Annotated in this window: 10 protein-coding genes; 5 read left to right on the top strand and 5 right to left on the bottom strand. The window is 50.4% G+C overall.

The window, feature by feature from the left end:
• Positions 1-133: 133 nt before the first annotated feature.
• The gene (locus FZ041_RS11240; protein ID WP_149189626.1) at positions 134-1,477 is read left to right on the top strand and encodes an MFS transporter; all 1,344 of its coding nucleotides are present in this window, start codon (positions 134-136) and stop codon (positions 1,475-1,477) included.
• 51 nt (positions 1,478-1,528) lie between these two features.
• Here the strand turns inward: FZ041_RS11240 and FZ041_RS11235 are convergent, their stop codons facing one another.
• The 5 genes from FZ041_RS11235 to FZ041_RS11215 all read right to left on the bottom strand — a co-directional run bounded on the left by FZ041_RS11235 (position 1,529) and on the right by FZ041_RS11215 (position 7,977).
• Complete coding sequence (locus tag FZ041_RS11235; RefSeq protein ID WP_075444144.1) at positions 1,529-2,305, bottom strand: response regulator transcription factor; 777 nt, start codon at positions 2,303-2,305, stop codon at positions 1,529-1,531.
• Positions 2,299-4,014, bottom strand: a complete 1,716-nt coding sequence (locus FZ041_RS11230; protein WP_149189625.1) for a sensor histidine kinase — start codon at positions 4,012-4,014, stop codon at positions 2,299-2,301. The genes FZ041_RS11235 and FZ041_RS11230 overlap by 7 nt, the downstream gene beginning before the upstream one ends.
• A gap of 114 nt (positions 4,015-4,128) precedes the next feature.
• Positions 4,129-5,178 carry an ABC transporter substrate-binding protein gene (locus tag FZ041_RS11225; protein ID WP_149189624.1) on the bottom strand — a complete coding sequence of 350 codons (1,050 nt, stop codon included), beginning with the start codon at positions 5,176-5,178 and terminating at the stop codon, positions 4,129-4,131.
• Between the two features lie 32 nt (positions 5,179-5,210).
• On the bottom strand, positions 5,211-6,860 hold the full coding sequence (locus FZ041_RS11220; RefSeq protein ID WP_149189623.1) for an ABC transporter permease: 1,650 nt from the start codon (positions 6,858-6,860) through the stop codon (positions 5,211-5,213).
• Entirely contained in the window at positions 6,853-7,977 is a 1,125-nt protein-coding gene (locus tag FZ041_RS11215) for an ABC transporter ATP-binding protein (protein ID WP_149189622.1), read from the bottom strand. The genes FZ041_RS11220 and FZ041_RS11215 overlap by 8 nt, the downstream gene beginning before the upstream one ends.
• A gap of 1,129 nt (positions 7,978-9,106) precedes the next feature.
• Here FZ041_RS11215 and FZ041_RS11210 point away from each other — a divergent pair.
• From FZ041_RS11210 to FZ041_RS11195, 4 genes are read left to right on the top strand one after another with little or no spacing between them, the layout of a single operon-like run.
• Positions 9,107-11,227 (top strand): type I restriction-modification system subunit M, encoded by a 2,121-nt coding sequence (locus tag FZ041_RS11210; RefSeq protein ID WP_222931159.1) that lies wholly within the window; start codon positions 9,107-9,109, stop codon positions 11,225-11,227.
• Positions 11,224-12,525 carry a restriction endonuclease subunit S gene (locus FZ041_RS11205; protein ID WP_149189621.1) on the top strand — a complete coding sequence of 434 codons (1,302 nt, stop codon included), beginning with the start codon at positions 11,224-11,226 and terminating at the stop codon, positions 12,523-12,525. Before FZ041_RS11210 ends, FZ041_RS11205 begins: the two co-directional genes overlap by 4 nt.
• Positions 12,518-15,496: a type I restriction endonuclease subunit R gene (locus FZ041_RS11200; protein WP_149189620.1), complete on the top strand. Its 2,979-nt coding sequence runs from the start codon at positions 12,518-12,520 to the stop codon at positions 15,494-15,496. The genes FZ041_RS11205 and FZ041_RS11200 overlap by 8 nt, the downstream gene beginning before the upstream one ends.
• A gap of 25 nt (positions 15,497-15,521) precedes the next feature.
• Positions 15,522-17,039, top strand: a complete 1,518-nt coding sequence (locus FZ041_RS11195) for an ATP-dependent nuclease (RefSeq protein WP_149189619.1) — start codon at positions 15,522-15,524, stop codon at positions 17,037-17,039.
• Positions 17,040-17,184 lie beyond the last annotated feature (145 nt).

The following is a 17,184-nucleotide window of genomic DNA, read 5'->3' as shown; positions in this document are numbered from 1 at the left end:
GAGTTTTTAGAAAAAACAATCATCAGTAGAAAGTCTTGCGACAGTTGACATGACAGTTTATAATACAAGCATGTTCAGCTGTCTTGTCAATGACAGCCGCAAAATCAACTGTATCTGAAAAGAGGTTTTACACATGATACTTGAACGCCTGGAACAGCTGCCCGTCGGCTCTTTCCACTACAAGCTGCTGCTCGTCACGGGCCTCGGCTGGCTGTTTGACTCGATGGACACAGGGCTCATCGCTTTCGTCCTGCCTGTCCTCGCCAAGGAATGGAGCCTGACGCCGGCGCAGGTCGGCTGGATTGGCTCAATCGGCCTCATCGGCATGGCACTTGGTGCCGTGCTCGCCGGCACTCTCGCCGACCATATCGGCCGCAAGAAGGTCTTCACCATCACGGTGCTGCTCTACAGCCTGTCGACTGGCATGTGCGCACTGGCCTGGAGCTATGAATCCCTGCTGTTCTTCCGCTTCCTCGTCGGCTTCGGCCTCGGCGGCGAGCTGCCCGTAGCGGCGACGCTCATGAGCGAATACGCACCTACCCACCTGCGCGGCCGCTTCATCGTGCTGCTCGAAAGCTTCTGGGGCGTCGGCTGGCTCGTCGCAGCCTGCATCGCCTATCTCCTGATCCCGGCCTTCGGCTGGCAGATTGCTTTCGTCATCGGCACGCTGCCAGCGCTCTACGTGTTCCTGATCCGCCTGCACATGCCTGAGTCGATCCGCTACCTGCTGTCGAAGAACCGCATCGACGATGCCAAGGAAATCATCCTCAGCCTCGAGCAGAAGCTCGGCGTCACGAGCCAGCCCTTTGCTGCTGCACTCAGTGCTGCCGAACGCGGCAACGAACAAAAAGCAGCCCCGAAATTCACGACACTTTGGACGAAACCCTTCCGCACGCGCACGGCCATGCTCTGGCTCGCCTGGTTCGGCATCGTCTACAGCTACTACGGCATCTTCATGTGGCTGCCGTCCATCGTCTACGCCCAGGGCTTTGCCGTCGTCAAGACCTTCGAGTACGTGCTCATCATGACCCTTGCCCAGCTGCCCGGCTACTATGCCGCCGCCTGGCTCGTCGATGTCATCGGCCGCAAATACACATTGTCGCTGTTCCTGCTGCTCTCGGGTATCTGCAGTTTCTTCTTCGGCAATGCCGCAGATGCTTCATCGCTTCTGATGTGGGGTGCTGCCATGAGCTTCTTCAATCTCGGCGCCTGGGGTGTCATCTACACCTACACACCCGAACAATACCCGACTGCCATCCGCGCACTTGGCAGCGGCTGGGCCGCAGGCTTTGGCCGCATCGGCGGCATGCTTGCCCCGATGCTCGTCGGTGTCATGCTCGCCAATGCCATGGGCATGAGCTACATCTTCATGATGTTTGCCTCGGTGCTCATCATCGTCTCGGCCATCGTCATCGGCCTTGGCAAGGAAAGCAAACAGAAAACACTCGAAGAACTCGAGACCGCTCTCGATTCCTAAGCATATCCATAGCAAAGGACCGGCTGCTACAGCCGGTCCTTTGTCGTCCCTTCAGTTCTCCGTCTCGCTTTCGAGCCGCAGGCCACCCGTCACTTGCTGCATGAAGGCCTTGGGCGTCGTATGGAGATATTTCTTGAACACCGCACAGTAATTCTTGTAATCGCCAAAACCGGTCTGCTCGGCCACCTCGTAGACACGCCAGGTGCCAGCCGCCAGCAGCTCGATGCTCTGCTGCAGCCGGTACTGCGCGAGCAGTGTCCCGAAGGTCTGCCCGGTCTCCTCCTTGATCTTGCGCGACAGGTAGCTCATCGATACGCCCTGCTCCGCGGCCAGCGTCTCGATGCTCAGCCTTCCCTGGTAGCCGTTCTTGATGGCCGTCAAGACATGGTGCACATAGGGATTGCCCGCATGATACTCGTGGAAAAGCTCCGGCACAGCAGGTGCCGCTGGCACTGCTGCCGCCTCGCCGGCAATGCGCCGCAGCACAGCGGCCAGTTCCTCCTCGTCCACCGGCTTCAGCAGATAGTCGGCGGCTTGCAGGCGCACAGCCTCCTGGGCATACTCGAAATCGGCATAGCTCGTGAGGAACACGATCCTTGCCGCACTGTGTCCGCGATGGAGCTGCCGCGCCAGTTCCAGACCGTCCATGCGCGGCATGCGTATATCGGTCAGCACCACATCGGGCTCGGTTTCCTGGATGGCCGCCAGCGCCGCCATCCCATCGGCAGCCTCGCCGACGACCTTGGCCCCCAGCCGCAGCCAGTCGATGGTGCAGACCAGCCCGCGCCGGATGATTTCCTCATCTTCGACGATGAAGAGCTTCAGCATACTTCTTCCTCCTGTCTTGGCAGGCGCATCTCCACGCGCGTCCCGCCGCTGGCCGGCTGCAAGAGCTTGAGCCCATAAGCCATGCCAAACATCAGCTGGATGCGGCGGTGGACATTGTAGATGCCCTTGTGTATCGAATTGTTCTCGCCCTCCCGCAGCAAGCGCTGCAGATGCGCGAACACCTCCGCTGTCATGCCCTGCCCCTTGTCCTCGATGATGACCATGAGATCATCGCCGATTGCGTTGACACTCAGCCGCACATCGATCGTGCCATCAGCGGCCTCGCCATATTTGATAGCATTTTCCAGCACGGGCTGGAACAACAGCTTCGGGATATGGCAGCCATGGGCGCGTTCGTCGATGTATTCCGTATAATGCAGCCGCCCGCCAAACCGGTACTGCTGGATCTTCATATAGCTGTGCAGATACTCCAGATCCTTCTCCAGCTGGACACGCCGCACCTCGCCATTGATGCTGTAACGCAGCAGGGCCGACAGCGCCTGTATCATCTTCATGGCCGCCTCAGCATCGAGCTTGACCATGAACTTGATGTTCTCCAGCGTATTGAACAGGAAATGGGGATTAAACTGCGACTCCAGCTGCCGCACCTCCGAGATGACCGAGGCCCGTGTCTCGGCCTCCTTCTGCCGCATGAGCTCCTGCAGGCTCTCCGTCATGCGGTTGTACTCTTCCTCGATGATGGCCAGCTCACTGCCTGCATGCACCTCCAGCTGCTGCCCGAGATGCCCCGCCTTGACGCGGGCAAACGCAGCCACGAGATCATCCACCGCCTTGGAGCGCGCGCGGCTTTCCCGTCCGACACTCACAAGGATGATGGGAATCATGATGAGCACCACACCGAGCAGTATCCCCGCCCCGAGCAGATACCGCAGCAAGAGATCTGTGACCGGCGATACGGCATAGACCGTATACCGGCGGCCATCGCCGTGGCTGATAACCTGCTGGCTCGTCACATAGTATTCACGGCCCTTGACCTGCACAAGGCCATCGCTCGACGAGCGGAAGGGCTCAGCGACCTTGTTCATCTGCACCGCATAGGATGCCCCCGCTGTGATCTGCGCATTGTCAAAGGGGTCCGCCACCACGAAGTCCAGCCGGTCCGACGTGATGTTGCGTTGCAGGTATTCGCCGGGTATCCGGAAGAAAAACCAGCCCGCGATCTGCCCCCCCTGCTTGACGGCCTGGCCCACCAGCAGATCGTGCACCCCGGTGTCGCCTCGCGTCACGAACTCGATCACCGGAGCCTCTGCCTGCTTTTCCATGCGCTGCAGGATGCCGCCCGCTGGATAGAAGGGCTGCAAGACATCCGGCAACAGCTCCGAACTGCCCAGCAATACGTGCCCCTCACGGTCAAGCAGATAAAACTGGGTGCCATCGTGGGTGATATTCACTTCATGATATAGATAGCTGTAGATTTCCGCCCGCTTCTGCGGATCCGTCTGCCACTGCGTCAGATCTGCCGATGTCTCCAGCGTCGCCACGGCGCGTTCCGTCCGCTGCCAGTAGTCGGCAAAGATCCCCTGCATGACTTCAGCCACCACGGCCCGCTGTTCGTGGTTCGTCCCGGTCACATAATGCTTCCAGCTGAACAGCATCAAAAGCGATCCGAGCACTGCCAGTATGAGCACCGGCATCAGCGCGTATTTGGTCAGCGCGCGCCGGACTTCCTCCTGAAAGGTATGCTGCATCCCGTCGCCTCCGTCTTATTTCTTCTTATAGTATATCATTATAGCGGACCTGCTGTCCAAACGAAAGAGTGCTGCCCCATGGACAGCACCCCTTGCCTATCGATAATATTCCTATCACTGCACGCTCGTGAAGATATCCTTGAATTTGTCGAGCCATGCTTTCTTGTTCTTGTTGACGACTTCCTCGTTGTCGGTGATCGTGTTGATCTGTGCTTTCTCAAGCAGGCCGACTGGAGCCGGTACATCGTCACGGACACTGCGGCGATGGAGTTTCTGCGTGATCAGCGTCTGGGCATTCTTGCTCGTGATGAAGTCGATGAACTTCTTGGCATTTTCCATATGTTTGGCATTCTTGATGATATAGATGCCATCCGGCTTGGAGATGACGCCCTCTTTCATGTAGACGAGCTTGACATGGGCACCATCGGCAACGTATTTCGCGCCGCCTTCCTCGAACGTGCAGCCTACGGCATACTCACCATCAGCTACGCCTTTGTAGACGGCCGAGGAACCAGACAGCAGCTTGCCATCAAGGTTCGCGCAGAATTTCTTGATATAGTCCCAGCCATCATCGGGATTGCCCTTGCCCATCGCATAGAGCATGTTGATGAGATGCTCATACGAAGACGAGGATTTTGACGGGTCAGCCATGGCAATCTTGCCCTTGAGGGCCGGATTCAAGAGATCCTCATAGCCTTCCACCTTGACATCGCCGATGAGGTCGGTGTTGACCATGATGACGCTCGGGATATCCGTGAAGCGCGTGATGGAACCTTCCTCATTCTTGAAAGCCGGCTGGATATGATCCTCGTTGGCGGATTTATACGGTTCGAAGAGGTCGGCTTTCGGTTTCATTGTCGACAGCGAACCGCCCCAGAAGATATCGGCCAGCGGATTGGCCTTCTCCGACTCCACGCGTTTCAAGAGCTCGCCGGTACCAGCCGCAACGACTTCCACCTTGACACCGCTTTCCTTCTCAAACTCCTCCACGAGCGGATTGATGAAGGACAACGGATGCGGGCAGTAGATGACAATCTTGTTTTCATCGCTGCCGCTGCCAGCAGAGCCTTTTGCCGCCTGCTTGTCACCACCGCCGCAGCCGACGAAGCACGTGGTCAGCATTGCCGCGCCTAAGAGCGTGGCAATAATCTTCTTGAGTTTCATGAGAAATTCCTCCTTTTGCTATGACATGTCATTTATAACGTCACATCGCGGCGGCCGGACACCTTGAAGAAGATGACCATTGCCGTGATTGTCGTCAACGTGAGGATGGTGGACAAAGCCGCGGCCGTACCGTAGCTGGCACGGATGACCTCGGTGTAGATGGCGACCGACATCGTCTTGGTCGCCCCTGTGAACAGGATGACCGAGGAACTCAGCTCATTGATGGCCGTGATCCACGAGATGATGGCACCGCTCATGACACCGGGCAGCATCATGACGGCCGTGACCTTGAAGAAGGTCTTGACCGGCGATGCGCCGAGGCTGATGGACGCCTCCTCAAGGCTCGGGCTCAGCTGGTAAAGGATAGCTGAACTCGAGCGCAGGGTGTACGGGAGACGCCGGATCACAAGGGAGATGATTATGATGAGAGCTGTGCCGGAAAGCAGCATCGGCTCTTCGTTGAAGGCCAGCAGCAGCGTGATACCAAGGACAGACCCTGGGATGATATAGGGGAACATCGTCAAGGTGTCGATGATATCGGTCAGCCAGCTCTTGCGCCGCGTAGTCAGGTAGGCAACCGTCATGCCGAGGAACACGATGGCCAGCATGGCCGCCGTACTGAATAGGTAGGTATTCGATACGGCCGTCCCCAGCTCGCTGAAGATGCGGATATAGCTGTCAAAGGAATAGCCATCGATGAAGATCGAACCGTTCGTCTTCAAAAACGATGTGTAAATGACGACGAGCTGCGGAATCATCGACAAGCCTACCAGCGTGTAGATGCAGACATGCATGATGACGTTCTTGACGCCATGCAAAGCACCCATCTGCATCGGACGCAGCGAGCTCATCGTGAAGGACTTGCGGTTGACCACGTACTTCTGCAGCATGAAGATCGTCGAGGTGATCAGCACCATGATGGCCGCCATCGCTGCTGCGAAGTTCGCCTGATCGCCGACCTCATTGATGAACTCCGAGTAGATCATGACCGGCATGACGTTGAAGCCCTCGCCGATCAGCATCGGCGTACCGAAGTCCGCCATGGCATTCATGAAGACCATCAGCGCACCAGCCAGGATTGTCGGCGTGATGAGCGGCAAGATGATCGTCACGACCTTGCGGATGCCGCTGCAGCCCAGGCTTTCCGCCGCCTCGATGAGCGCCGAGTCGATATTCTTCATCGCGCCGGCCACATAAAGGTAGATGAATGGATAGAGCTTGAGCGTCAATACCAGCAGGATGCCGGCAAAGCCATAGATAGACGGGAAATCAATGCCGTATTCGGCCAGCCACTTGGTCAGTATGCCGCTGCGGCCGCCGATCAAGATCCACGAATAGGCGCCGATGAACGGCGGCGATAAGAGCGAGATGATGATGCAGATCTCGACGATGCTCCGCCCCTTGACGCGGTAAAGCGTCATGAAATAGGCCAGCGCCGTACCGATGATGACCGCCAGGATCGTCACGCTCGTCGTGACCGAGAAGCTGTTGATCATCGACTGGTAGTAGTATTTGCGTTCAAAGAAGTGTGCGAAGTTCGCCATCGACCAAGCACCGGTCGCAGCATCCTGGAAGGCACTGACAAAGAGGGCAAACAACGGATAGATCAGGAACAGGCCAAAGATTATGATGGACAGCAGCGTAACCCAGGCCCAGAAATCCCACCGGAAACGTCTATTCATTTTCCACCACACCTTCCATCAGACTGCGGCTGCCATCGGCGATGAAGACATTGACCTTCATGGCATTCGGTTTCAGATAGACCGTGTCACCGACCTCCAGGATCTTCTCCGCATGGCCAAGATCCTGGCTGAACTCGATTGACGGCTGATCTGGCAGGATCATCTCCTCAGGGAAGCTCAGACTGTAATTCACATACTTGCCGAGGAAAACCTTCGTCGCCACCTCACAGCGGACGCCTTCGCCCTCACCGCAGATGGCAAATTCCTCGGGACGCACCGAGATGACAACCTCCTGCCCATCGGCCGCCTCCTCGCTAAGCGTTGTCATCGGCAGCCGGAACCCGTCGGCAAACACCACAGTCTTGCCCGCCCCATCCGCTTCGATATGGCCCTTGAACAGATTCGAGTGGCCGATGAACGTCGAGACGAAGATGTTATAGGGCCGCGTATAGATTGTATGCGGCGATGCCGTCTGCTGGATGACGCCCTTCTTCATGACGGCGATGCGGTCAGAGATCGACAGGGCCTCTTCCTGGTCATGGGTGACATAGACCGTCGTGATGCCGACCTGTTTCTGAACCTCACGGATGGCGGAGCGCATTTCCACACGCAGCTTCGCATCGAGGTTCGACAGCGGCTCATCCATCAGCAGCACGCTCGGATGGATGACGATGGCCCGCGCCAGCGCCACACGCTGCTGCTGGCCGCCCGACAGCCGCTCAGGCAGGCGGTCTTGATACTCAGTGATCTGCACGACATCGAGGATCTTATCGACCTTCGCCTTCATCTCATCCTTCGGCATCTTGCGGAGCTTCAGTCCATACTCGACATTCTCACGCACGGTAAGATGCGGGAAGATCGCATAGCTCTGGAAGACCATGCCGATGTTGCGCTTATGCGCAGGGATATCGTTGATGACCTGCTCGTTAAATTTGATTTCTCCACCCTCGATGCTGTTAAATCCCGCAATCATGCGCAGGAGCGTCGTCTTGCCACAGCCCGACGGCCCCAGCAGGGTGAAGAACTCTCCATTATGGATATGCTCGGTAAGACCAGGGATGATGGTAAGATCCCCATACTTCTTGACGACATTATCCACGGATATGGCAACACTCATGTGGAACTCCTCCATTCCATTGTTTTATCTTGTTTTCTACTGTATCTCTATTTTATCGAAACAATAAAATCAGAACAATCCAAAATAATGGATATTTGTCGTCAAAAATGAACTAACCTCTGCGAGGTTGTCCTTCACATTCTTGGAGGAGTAGTACGATGATAAACAAGCTAGTATTGAAAAAAGCAGACGCAATCGCTATAATAGAGATAGAAAAAAAGCCACCGATAGACGGATTACTCCCTCGCTCGATGGTTAATCTATTCTAGTAAGAATAACCGCCGGAGGTAAGGGATCGGCGGTTATTTCTTTTTTACCTCTATAATGAGGAGCAGGAGAAGCAGAAGCTTCAGCGTGTCCGCATCTATCAGTAACACCTCCACTTCGGGTTGACCAATCGACCGCGCTTGCGCTTGGCCTCAAAGCACCTTTCTGCGAGGGTGTGCGTTTCAAATAATCCGCCTACCGTATCTGGTGGCCTGGCAGGATATCCTGCCGAGCGTATTATATCATGTATATCCCATAGAGACAATAAGAAGGCGAGTGGCTGACTTGTCAAAAATTGACTTGTCAGCCTCCCGCCTTTTGAATACATTTCGGAATAACAACATATATATTAAGCGCCTCGCGCCAAATACCAGGTAACCAAAGGCAGCATTCCGCAATGCTTACGATATTCTGTTTCTATGGTCAGTTTACCGAGTTGACCGGTCAATAGCAAGGAAAATCAATCCTCTCGCTTACCATCCGGCAGGCTATAATTACTGATGACCTTCCAATATTGTTTTTCTTCCCAATAAGAAACGGCGTCTCCATATGTTTCTATACATATATCATCATGATGACAGTAAACATGATATTGCGTATCACGTATAAAACCATCTACGTTATCCCACAAAGCAGCCCCTAAACTAGGATACTTATTCTGCAAACACAGATTATCCGAATCAACTACCGCAATGATTAATTCATATACCTACGTCAGCCTATCCAAATACAACGGGATTTTATTGACGGCCAAAATCGTCAGAACTATAATTAGACTAGGAATTTATAATAGCTGTCCAGCCTATGGTAAACATCCGCGAATCAGGAGGGACGGCTATTTTTATGATATGGAGGATTCAAAATGCAAGCACAAGACTTGAAGAACACGATGCGAAACGTCATCTGGGACGATGCGCCCGTAGATGTCACGGAGGAAGTCAACCTCATCTGGTCTATCGCGAACAAGCTGCGCGGCCCCTACCAGAGCGATAAATATAAGAATGTCATCATCCCAATGACCATTATCCGCCGCTTTGAGTGTGCCTTAGAGAAGACAAAATCCGCGGTACTGCAGATGGTCAGCACCAATCCCAACATACCAGACAAGGTTCTCTATAAAGCCGCTGGTTATTCCTTCTATAACAATAGCCGTCTGTCCCTGAGCAAGCTGCTGGACGACTCGGCTAATATTGCGGAAAACTTCAAGTCCTATTTGCAGGGGTTCTCCCAGAATGTCAAAGACATCATTGCCAATCTGGAGTTCGAGAAGGAAATCATCAAGATGGATAAGCACAACCGCTTATATCGTGTAGTAGAGTCCTTCTCAGAAGTAAACCTTGACCCTGCGGTTATCGATAATGTAAAGATGGGCTATATCTTCGAAGACCTCATCCGTCGTTTCTCGGAAAATGCTGAGGCCGGCGACCATTACACGGGCCGCGATATCATCAAGGTTATGGTGGAGATTCTCCTGGCCGAAGGTGCTGATGATATCTTCGACGACCACAAAGTAGTCACCGTGCTGGACCAGGCCTGCGGAACAGGCGGCATGCTCTCCACCTCCTACAACTGGATCAAGCGGTTCAATGATACGGCGGAGGTCAAGCTGTTCGGACAGGAAATCAATCCGGAATCCTATGCCATGTGCGTCGCCGAAATGTTGATAAAGGGCGAAGATGCCGACAAAGTCCAGCATGTGGACACCATGAAAACCGATAGTTTCCCCAGCCAAAAAATGAGGTTCGTAATCGAAAATCCACCTTTTGGGCAATCCTGGGGCGGCAAGGATGCTTCTGAAGGTGTCGAATCTGCAGTAAAAGATGAATTCGACAAAGCACACAGCCGCTTTATGGCCGGCCTGCCTGGCACGGGCGACATGCAGCTCCTGTTCATGCAGTCAGCCATCGACAAGATGGATGACACCAACGGCCGCGCGGCCATCATCGAGAACGGCAGCCCCCTCTTTGCGGGCGGCACCGCCTCGGGTGAGAGCCAAATTCGCCGCTATATGTTAGAACATGATTTAATCGAATCCATCATCGCCCTGCCCACCGACCTTTTCTACAACACCGGCATCGCCACCTATATCTGGATTCTCTCCAAGAACAAGCGCGAAGAACGGCAGGGGAAAGTCCAGCTGATTGATGCGACCCAGCTGTACCATGGCCTGCGTAAATCTCTGGGCAAGAAACGCAACGAGATTACCGCCGAAGACCGCGAGGCTATTGTAAAACTCTATGCCGACTTCACCGAAAACGAGCATAGCAAGATATTCCGCGCGACGGAATTCATGTACCGCGAGTACGCCGTCATGCAGCCCCTGCAGCGCAGCTATGCCATCAATGAGGAGCGCATCGAGAATATGCTGGCAAAGGGTTCCTTGAACGGTATCTACGATGAAGCCAAGATTGCGGAACTGCAAGCTAAAGAAGACCTGTCAGACAAAGATAAGAAAAAGTTAGATACTCTGGAAGACGGACAGCCACTCTACGAGGATATCGTTACCACCCTGCGCAGCGCTGTCTCCGACACACTCTATCTGTCCCCGCGGGAATTCGAGCCAGTCCTCAAGGCAGTCCTGAAACCGCATGCCGTAGAACTTGCCGTACACAAGACGCTATTTGCCAAGATTATGGACGGCCTGTCCCTGATGGATAAGACTGCCGAAATCCAGCGTGACCGCAAAGGCAACATTATCTATGACAAGGAAACCAAAGACACGGAGATTGTCCCTTTTGAGGAAAGCATCGACGACTATATGGCCCGCGAAGTCCTGCCCCATATCCCCGATGCCAAGGCCTTCTTCGAAGAAGATTTAACCAAGAAAAAGCCCGTTATAAAAACCGGCGCCGAAATTCCCTTCACCCGCTACTTCTATAAATATGTGCCTCCAAAAGCCAGCGACGAACTGGCTCAGGAGTTCCTGGCACTGGATAAAAGCGTCAACGAGCGCATAGCAAAACTCTTTGGAGGCGCATTATGAGAGAAATGAAAAATAGCGGGATTGAGTGGATTGGAGGCATTCCAAACACATGGACAATAAAAAGAATGTTATACTGCCTGGATAGTGTTGTTGATTATCGTGGAAAAACTCCAGAAAAAGTTGATGAAGGTATACTTCTTGTCACTGCCAAAAACATCAAAGACGGAAAAATTGATTATGAAATATCCCGTGAATATGTTAGAGAAGAATTATACGATGAAATAATGCACCGTGGAAAATTAAAAATTGGTGACGTGCTTTTCACTACTGAAGCACCATTAGGAGAAGTAGCCAATGTTGATTCAACTAACTTTGCACTAGCACAACGGGTAATAAAGTTTCGAGCAGATGATACTAAGCTTGACAATTATTATCTAAAATATTGTTTGATGGCGCCAAACACACAACAGTTCTTGCAGATGCTATCCTCGGGTTCAACAGCAGCAGGCATCAAAGCTAGTAAACTACCATTAATAAAAATCCCTTTACCAGATATTGACCCCCAGAGAAAAATTGTATCTTTTTTGAATGATGTGTGCTTAAATATTGATAAAATAGCCTCAGACATCCAGCATCAAATCGAACTTCTCCAAGAATATAAGCAATCGGTTATCACTGAGGCAGTTACCAAAGGGCTGGATAAAAATGTGGCTATGAAGGATAGCGGCATTGAGTGGATTGGAAATATTCCTGAAAACTGGTCAGTAAAACCAATCAAGTATTTATATACTGTATACTCAGGTGCTACACCTAAAAGTAATGATATCGATAATTGGGATGGAGATATTACGTGGATTACTCCAGCTGATTTTAAAACAGAAGATAAATACATTTCTTCTGGTTCCAGAAACATCACCACAAAAGGATATAAAAGCTGCAATACTAATCTTGTTCCAGAAAACAGTATCATTTTTTCTAAACGAGCACCAATAGGTACTGTGGCATTAAGCAAAGGCATGTTATGTACAAATCAAGGATGCTTAGCTTGTGTTAACAATGATTCCTCTAACAGTTTATACTATTATTATTTGATGAGTGTTTTAACAGAACAGTTTATTTTATATGGTTCTGGCACAACCTTTATGGAAATATCTACTAGTAATTTTGAAAATTTCAAAGTAGTAGTACCACCAAAAACAGAACAAGACAAGATATCCAACTATCTTGATAAAAAATGTAACTATATAGACACCACTATCTTCGACAAACAAAAGCAGCTAGACACCCTAACCGAATACAAGAAATCCCTGATTTACGAGTATGTAACCGGCAAGAAGGAGGTGCCTGCAGATGCGTGAGATTTTATCGGAGCGGGAATACCAGACCTTTCTCCTCGAGCAGCTGCGGAATGAAAATGGCTTTCTTCTCCGCGATGCCAAGGAGTTTGACCGGACTGTGGCCATGGACAGGGAAATGCTCTTTGCCTTTCTGGAGGACACCCAGCCGGATGAGCTGGCCGCCCTGCGGAAAATCTATAAGGAACGTACCGAGGAAACCATCGTCAACTACATCAATCAGAAGGTAACCTCCAAGAAGGACAGCCTGATTTCCGTGCTGAAGCATGGCATCGAGCCCACCACGGGCATCGTCCTGAAACTGATGTATGATAAGCCCGCCTCTAAGCTCAATCCTGACCTTTATGCCAAGTATCAAAAGAACCGGTTCTCGGTTATGGAGGAAGTATGGGCAAGTGACGACGAGCGCGTGGATGTGGTCATTTTCCTCAATGGCCTTGCCATCATGACCTTTGAGCTCAAGTGCAACTATCAGGGCCAGTCCTATGCGGATGCTATCTATCAGTATCGCAAAGACCGCAACCCCAAGACACGCCTGTTCCTGTTCAAGGCTGGTGCACTGGTCAACTTTGCCATGGACCTCACCGAGGTGCACATGACTACGAAACTTGCCAAGGATACCACCTATTTCCTGCCCTTCAATAAGGGCAATGGCGAAGGCGTCCAGGCAGGCAAAGGCAATCCCGTATGTGAGGATAACTACAGCGTCAGCTATATGTGGGAAGACATCCTGCAGAAGGATACCATCTTGGAGATTATCAATAAATTCATCTTTGTTGAGGTTTCCGAGAAATTCAACGCGGCCACCCAGAAAACAGCAACGCGGGAAAACTTGATTTTCCCGCGCTATCATCAGCTGGATGCCGTTCGCAAGCTACTGGCAGATGTCAAGGTAAATGGCAGCGCCCTGAACTACCTAATCCAGCATAGCGCCGGTTCCGGCAAGACCAACAGCATTGCCTGGCTGTCCCACCGCCTTGCCTCCCTGCACGATGATAACGACAACATTATCTTTAACCATATCGTCATCATGACCGACCGCGTCGTGGTTGACCGCCAGCTGCAATCTGCCGTGCGCGCCATCGACCACAAGAGCGGCCTTATCCGCGTCATGGATGATAGCTGCACCTCCGCTGATTTAGCCAGCGCCTTATCGCAGAATACGAAGATTATCGTCACGACCATCCAGAAATTCCCCTTCATTGTCGATGAGGTCAAGAACCTCAAGGAGCAGCGCTTTGCCGTAATCATCGACGAGGCCCACTCCTCCACGGCCGGCAAGAATATCGCCGCCGTTACCAAGGCCCTGGGCTCAAAAGAGGCACTGGATACCGAGGAAGAGCGCGATATGGAAGATGCCATCGCCGAAGAGATTGAGCTGAATGGCAAGCAGGCCAATGTCTCCATGTTTGCCTTCACTGCCACCCCGAAGGCCAATACCCTGAAGAAATTCGGGCGTCTCAATCCGCAGGGGATGTATGAGGCCTTCCATATCTACTCGATGAAACAGGCCATCGAAGAAGGATTCATCCTCGATGTACTCCAAAACTACACCACCTATGATACCTTTTATAAGATCAACAAGATTATCGAGGATGATCCCGAGCTCAAGACCGCTGAAGCCAAGCGTAAGATTGCCCGCTATGCCGCGCTCCATGAGACCAATATCGCCCAGCGCATCGAAATCATCATCGAGCATTTCCGCACCTCCGTCATGGACGGACTGGATGGTACGGCCAAGGCTATGGTGGTTACCGGCTCCCGTCCGGAGGCCGTAAAGTACAAGCAGGCCTTCGACAGCTACATCAAACGGAAAGGCTATGATATGAAGGCACTCGTCGCCTTCTCGGGCAAGGTAAAGCTCGATGGCGACGAATATACCGAATCTGGTATCAACGGTTTTGCCGAGCAGAAAACCCGCGACAAATTCGACACACCAGAATACCGTGTCATGATTGTGGCCAACAAATACCAGACGGGCTTTGACCAAAAGCGGCTCTGCGCCATGTATATCCTCAAGAAACTCCGCGGGGTTGCGGCTGTCCAGACCCTTTCCCGTCTCAACCGCATTTGTCCGCCCTATAAGAAAAAGACCTTTATCCTGGACTTTGTCAATGACTATGAGGATATCAAGAAGGCCTTCTCGGTGTATTACACGGTGACCTTTCTCTCCAACTCCATCCGTCCCGAGGCTATCTACGAACTCGAGGCCAAGATTGATGCCTATGGCATCTTTGATATGGAAGACGTCGAAAAGGTCAATACGCTGCTATACTCCAAGGACAGCCACCGCAAGACGCGCATCGCCAGCGTCCTATATAAAGTGCAGAAACGGATGGAACATTACAAGGATGATGAGCACAGGAAACTGCTGAAACTGCTGAAAGGCTTTGTCAAATACTATGAATTCCTCATCCAGGTCACCAGTTTCGAAGACCATGCCATCCATAAGAAATACACTTTTATCGACTGCCTACTGGCCTTTGTCAATATCCGTCACAGCGGCGGCGGATTCGATTTGCGCGGCAAAGTAAAGGCCACCGATTTCGTCCAGAAACTCAATACCACCTATGTAAAAGAAACCATCGTGCCTTACCCTGTTGTTTCCTTGCCGGTGCCGGACGATATCAACGTATCACCAGAAACCTACAAGAAACTATCCCAAATCATCGAGGAAATCAACAGCCGCACCGGCAACAATTTTGACAACGACGTTGCCGTCAAATCCATGCTGCAACTGCGGGATATCATGCTCAAGTCCGACGACCTCAAAGCCAGCGCACAAAACAACACCGCTGCTAATTTTGAGATTTCCTTCTATAACCGGCTTGATGACATTCTCGTAGAAGGTTACGAACACAACCAAGACTTCTTCTCCCTGCTGCTAAGCAACGAAGAACTAAAGCGCTATTCCATGGGAATATTTGCCGATGAAGTATATCGGACGTTACGCGAAAACAATCTAAATATATAGTATTAATACAAAGGAGGCCTTTTGGTTGGCAAACATAAAAAAGTATACTCGGTTAAAATCTATGGATATACTCGAGTTAAAAGGATTAAACAACTGCCATATCGAATTTAATAAGAACCTCGTAGCAATCATGGGTGTTAATGGCATCGGAAAATCGACTATAATTCAAGCTTTAGCTTGCAGTTTTAAACCTGTAGATAGAGGTAACGAAAAAGATGTATTAGGGGAAAATCATCCTTTCTCTGAATTTTTTCGCCCCAATCCAGATGCAACTTGGCGAAACAGTAATTTTACATTAACATTCGAAGAGATAACAGAAGTAACAGAGAAAAAAGACGGAAAAAATGAAACTACAAAATATACGAAGACTTATCCTAGAGAGTATTCAAAAAAAGTTGATCGTTGGGCTCCACGAAGAGCATATTTGCCAATTAAAGATGTACGCTATATAGGTATTCAAACTTGCGTCCCAGAAATAGAAAAAAACAAAAAACAAGGTAGGATCTCGTACAAAAAGGAAGATTTAACAGAAGAATTATTTCAAAAAATATTAGATGATGTTAGGTATATCCTCAACAAAGAATATATAGGTATAACTGAAAACACTACCGACACCACGTCAATGGTCGGTGTCAAGACACCTGATATCGATTATTCAGCCCTTAGTATGGGAGCTGGAGAACAAAGAACATTTACTATAATAAAAACACTTCACGAACTAAAGAACAATTCGATAGTTCTCATTGATGAAATCGATCTATTGATGCATTCTGATGCATTAAAAAGAATGATACATAGGATTAATAATATTGCTATAAAGAAAAATATGCAAGTCATATTTACAACCCATTCGTTGGTTATGGATAAAATGAATAATATTGTAGATATAAAGTTTTTGCAAAAAGGCGAGCAAAAAACATTGGTTTTTGAAGGGCTTTCCTCTATCGCTTGGGATGATTTAACAGGAGAGTCATCTCGACCTTTAAAGATTTTTGTCGAAGATGATTTAGCAGAAACAATCATATATAGATTGGCAGCAAACTTGAATATAAGACACAAATTAAAGGTTATGCATTTTGGATCAATTGCAAACGGATTCACTATCGCTGCTTCATATTTATTGACTAATCAATCGCTGGATAATGTTTTAGTGGTTTTAGATGGAGATGAATATCGTAGTCTGGATGATAAAAGGAAGATGTTAAACCAACGCCTTTCTGGCTCAGAAAGAAATCACAGACAAAAAATAGAAAATGCTCTAGAAATAATATCTCAATTTTGTTTACCAGAAGGACAACCGCCTGAAGAATTCATATTTAACAAACTAAAAGAAATAAATACGGATGATGAAATTATTTGTGAAGCTAAAAAAATCTATGGAGTATGCAATACCCATGATTGGATTAATACAATTGTAGATCGAATTGGAGGTAATCGCGCAGTGGTCCTTGACCAGATTGTAACATTATGTGCGAACGAAGAATGGTGGAACACATACACTGATGATGTCGAAAAATGGCTAGAAGATCGAAAAGAAATATAAGTAAATTATTTCCTCTAAGTTTTACAAATGGATTTGGAACACTTTTTGTTATAATGTGCTACAATATAGTTAATGTAAATATTTCACAGCTAATGGCGTTGCAGGTTGACTGCCTGTAACGCAGAGGTCCGCTATACGGACAACA

Source organism: Pseudoselenomonas caprae (assembly GCF_008271345.1).
In the GTDB taxonomy this organism is placed as follows: Bacteria; Bacillota; Negativicutes; order Selenomonadales; family Selenomonadaceae; genus Selenomonas_A; species Selenomonas_A caprae.
This window is presented reverse-complemented; position numbering and strand designations above follow the sequence as displayed.

Excerpts from the sequence above, each read along its gene's own strand:
- FZ041_RS11215 (WP_149189622.1), bottom strand. The coding sequence starts at position 7,977 with ATGAGTGTTGCCATATCCGTGGATAATGTCGTCAAGAAGTATGGGGAT.
- FZ041_RS11235 (WP_075444144.1), bottom strand. The coding sequence starts at position 2,305 with ATGCTGAAGCTCTTCATCGTCGAAGATGAGGAAATCATCCGGCGCGGG.
- FZ041_RS11205 (WP_149189621.1), top strand. The coding sequence starts at position 11,224 with ATGAGAGAAATGAAAAATAGCGGGATTGAGTGGATTGGAGGCATTCCA.
- FZ041_RS11220 (WP_149189623.1), bottom strand. The coding sequence starts at position 6,860 with ATGAATAGACGTTTCCGGTGGGATTTCTGGGCCTGGGTTACGCTGCTG.
- FZ041_RS11240 (WP_149189626.1), top strand. The coding sequence starts at position 134 with ATGATACTTGAACGCCTGGAACAGCTGCCCGTCGGCTCTTTCCACTAC.
- FZ041_RS11230 (WP_149189625.1), bottom strand. The coding sequence starts at position 4,014 with ATGCAGCATACCTTTCAGGAGGAAGTCCGGCGCGCGCTGACCAAATAC.
- FZ041_RS11225 (WP_149189624.1), bottom strand. The coding sequence starts at position 5,178 with ATGAAACTCAAGAAGATTATTGCCACGCTCTTAGGCGCGGCAATGCTG.
- FZ041_RS11210 (WP_222931159.1), top strand. The coding sequence starts at position 9,107 with ATGCAAGCACAAGACTTGAAGAACACGATGCGAAACGTCATCTGGGAC.
- FZ041_RS11200 (WP_149189620.1), top strand. The coding sequence starts at position 12,518 with ATGCGTGAGATTTTATCGGAGCGGGAATACCAGACCTTTCTCCTCGAG.